The following is a 3,219-nucleotide window of genomic DNA, read 5'->3' on the forward strand; positions in this document are numbered from 1 at the left end:
TGCCGGCGCGCAAGCCCGACGCGCGCGCGGCGCCGCCGATCCGCTTCCCGGCGCACGACGCGGCGCCGGTGCTGCGCTACCACCAGGGCAACGACAACCAGGCGGCGGCCGTGATCGCCTGGCCGACCGGCGCTGGTATCGACGGGATCGGCGACAGCCGACGGCTGGACGTGCTGGCGCAGGTGTTCAGCGACCGGTTGTTCGAGAAGCTGCGCCAGGGCGCGGGCGCGAGCTATTCGCCGTCCGTTTCGTCCAGCTGGCCCGTCGGCGCGGCCACCGGCGGACGGCTGCTCGCGATCGGACAGGTGCAGCCGGACAAGGTCGACTATTTCTTCCAGCTGTCGCGCGAGATCGCGGCCGATCTGGCGGCGCGGCCGATCCCGCCCGACGAGTTGCAGCGGATCATGCGGCCGATGGCGCAATATATCGTGCGCGCGTCGACGGGGAACCAGTTCTGGCTGGGCCAGCTGGGCGGCGCCACCTATGACCCGCGCCGCTTCGACGCCACGCGCCGGATCGCGCAGGACTTCGTCGCGATCACCCCGGCCGAGCTCCAGGCGACGGCGGCCAAATACCTGCGGCCGGACAAGGACTGGACGATGGCGGTGCTCCCCAAGCCGAAGGGCGTGGCGGCGCGATAGCCGGCGTCACCCTCACCCCTTCGCTCGCTGCGCTCGCATTCCCCTATCCCAACGGGAGAGGGGAGGGACCCGCCGGCGCAGCCGGTGGGAGGGGTGCGGGTGATCATCCCCGGTACAGCGCGTCCAGCCGGTCGCCGTACACGTCGCGCAGCACGTGGCGTCTGATCTTGAGCGAGGGCGTCATCTGGCCGTTCTCGATCGTGAACGGTTCGTCCGCCAGGATGAAGCGGCGGATGCGCTCGACCACGGACAGATCCCGGTTGACCCGCTCCACCGCCTGGCCCAGCGCGGTGCGAAAGCCGCTATTCTCCGCCAGCCGGGCGAAGCAGCAGGTCTGGCTCTCCTTCGCGCACCATTGCTGCACCCAGTCGGGATCGGGGACCAGCAGCGCGACCATGTGCGGGCGGCGATCGCCGACGATCATCGCCTGCGCGATCTCCGGCTGCAGCGTCAGCATGCCTTCCACCTTCTGCGGCGCGACATTGTCGCCCTTGTCGGTGATGATCAGGTCCTTCTTGCGATCGGTGATCCTGATCCGGCCGGCTTCGTCGAACAGGCCGATGTCGCCGGTATGCAGCCAGGGTCCGGCACCGGGCTCGCACGCGTCGGGCTGAAGCACGCGCGCGGTTTCCGCGTCGTTACGCCAATAGCCGTGCATCACCAGCTCGCCGCGAACCAGGATCTCGCCGTCGTCGGCGATACGCACCTCCACGCCCGGCAGCGGCGGGCCGACCGTGTCCATGCGGATGCCCGCCTTGGGCCGGTTGCACGAGATCACGGGCGCCGCCTCGGTCTGGCCATAGCCTTGCAGCAGCTCGATCCCGATCGACTGGAAGAACAGCCCCACCTCCGGGGTCAGCGGCGCGCCACCCGATACCAGCGCCTTCAGCCGCCCGCCGAAGCGCGCGCGCATCCTGGGGCGAAACAGCGTGTTCACCGCGAGCAGCGCCGGTCGATCGCGCCAGCGCGACGTTCCGGCGGCTTCGCGCGCGCCCAGTTCCAGCGCGACGCGCAGCAACCGGACGGCGAGCCCGCCCCCCTTCTCGATCGCCTTGCTGATCCGCGCGCGCAGCACCTCGAACAGGCGCGGCACGACCACCATCAGCGTCGGGCGCGCTTCCGCGATGTTGGCGGCGAGCTTTTCCAGGCTCTCGGCATACCAGATCTCGCCGCCGAGCCCGATTGGCGCGAACTGACCGGCGGTATGTTCATAGGCATGGCTGAGCGGCAGGAACGACAGGAACACCTCCTCGCCCCACCCATAATCCTCCGCGATCACCTCCACCACGCCGGCGACGTTGGTCAGGATCGCGCCGTGGTGCTGCATCACGCCGCGCGGCGCGCCGCCGGTGCCGCTGGTGTAGATGATGCAGGCGAGGTCGGCGCGCCCCGCGTCGGCGACGATCGTCTCCGGGCCGCAGTCATGATCGGCCAGCAGCCGGTGCCATTGGTGGAAGGTCACCGCGCCGACGGGCGCGCGCATCTCGTCGATGCCGATCACCGTCTGGCCCTGATTGGATTTGAGCACGGCGGGCATCAGCGCCTTGGCGAGCTTGGCGGTGGACACGATCACCGCGCAGGCGCCCGAGTTCTCCAGCACGTGCTGATGGTCGCGCTCGGTGTTGGTGGTGTAGGTCGGCACCGTCACGCAGCCCGCGGCCATGATCGCCAGGTCGGCGACGCACCATTCGGGGCGGTTCTCGCTGACCAGCATCACGCGGTCGCCGCGCTGGAGCCCGAGCGCGTGGAGCGCGGCGGCGAGGCTCGCGACCTCCCGCGCGGCCTGCGCCCAGCTCGTCGCCTGCCAGGCCCCGTCGATCTTGCGGCGCAGGAACGGCCGGTCGCCTTTCGCGGCGGCGCGGGCGAGGAATAGCGCGACGAGGTTGGGGAATTGTTCGAGCTGGCGCATCACACTCTCCAACGCGGCCCTTTGCGGGCCTGCGGATCATTCGGGCGGGCGGTCGGCGGGCTGAATGGCGCGGATGGGGGTGTCGACATGGCCGGCGGTGTCGATCGCGACGCCCTCGCTGCGCGGATCGGCGGCACCCACCCAGCGCCCCCCCACGCGCTCCACCGCGTTCGCCTTGAGTCCCAGCGGCGCGCTCTGGATGTCCTCGCCCAGCGCGCGCAGCGCCGGCAGCATCGGATCGAGCGCCGTGCCGGCCTCCGCATAGGCGGTGTCGCCGGGCGCGAAGATCAGCGGCAGCGCGATCGCGTCCTGCGCCGACAGGTGCCAGTCGAGTACACCCACCAGCGCCTTGGCGATCTGCGCGATGATGGTCGGCCCACCCGCCGCGCCGATCGCGAGGCGGACGGCGCCATCGGGCCCATAGACGATCGTCGGCGCCATCGAGGAACGCGGGCGCTTGCCGCTTTCCACCCGATTGGCGACCAGGTAGCCGGCCTTGTCGGGCACGATGTCGAAGTCGGTAAGCTGGTTGTTGAGGATCGCGCCATCGACCGACAGCCCGGAGCCGAACACCCCCTCCACCGTGGTCGTCACCTCCACGACGTTGCCGCGCGCGTCGGCGACCGCGAGGTCGGTGGTGCCCGGCGTCTCGCCCGCCGGCGCCCGTTG

The 3,219-nt window shown here is 70.8% G+C and carries 3 protein-coding genes; 1 reads left to right on the forward strand and 2 read right to left on the reverse strand.

From position 1 onward, the window contains the following. Window positions 1–641, forward strand: a 641-nt coding sequence (locus HUU95_RS11940) for an insulinase family protein (protein WP_217429831.1), incomplete at its 5' end; no start/stop codon positions are given. A gap of 103 nt (window positions 642–744) precedes the next feature. Here HUU95_RS11940 and HUU95_RS11945 read toward each other — a convergent pair. Together HUU95_RS11945 and HUU95_RS11950 are read right to left on the reverse strand one after the other, a co-directional pair. Further along, entirely contained in the window at window positions 745–2,550 is a 1,806-nt protein-coding gene (locus HUU95_RS11945; RefSeq protein ID WP_174280308.1) for an AMP-dependent synthetase/ligase, read from the reverse strand. A 36-nt stretch (window positions 2,551–2,586) separates the two neighbouring features. Beyond that, the coding region (locus HUU95_RS11950) for a gamma-glutamyltransferase (RefSeq protein ID WP_174280309.1) at window positions 2,587–3,219 on the reverse strand (633 nt) is incomplete at its 5' end.

The organism is Sphingomonas bacterium (genome assembly GCF_903643065.1).
In the GTDB taxonomy this organism is placed as follows: Bacteria; Pseudomonadota; Alphaproteobacteria; order Sphingomonadales; family Sphingomonadaceae; genus Sphingomonas.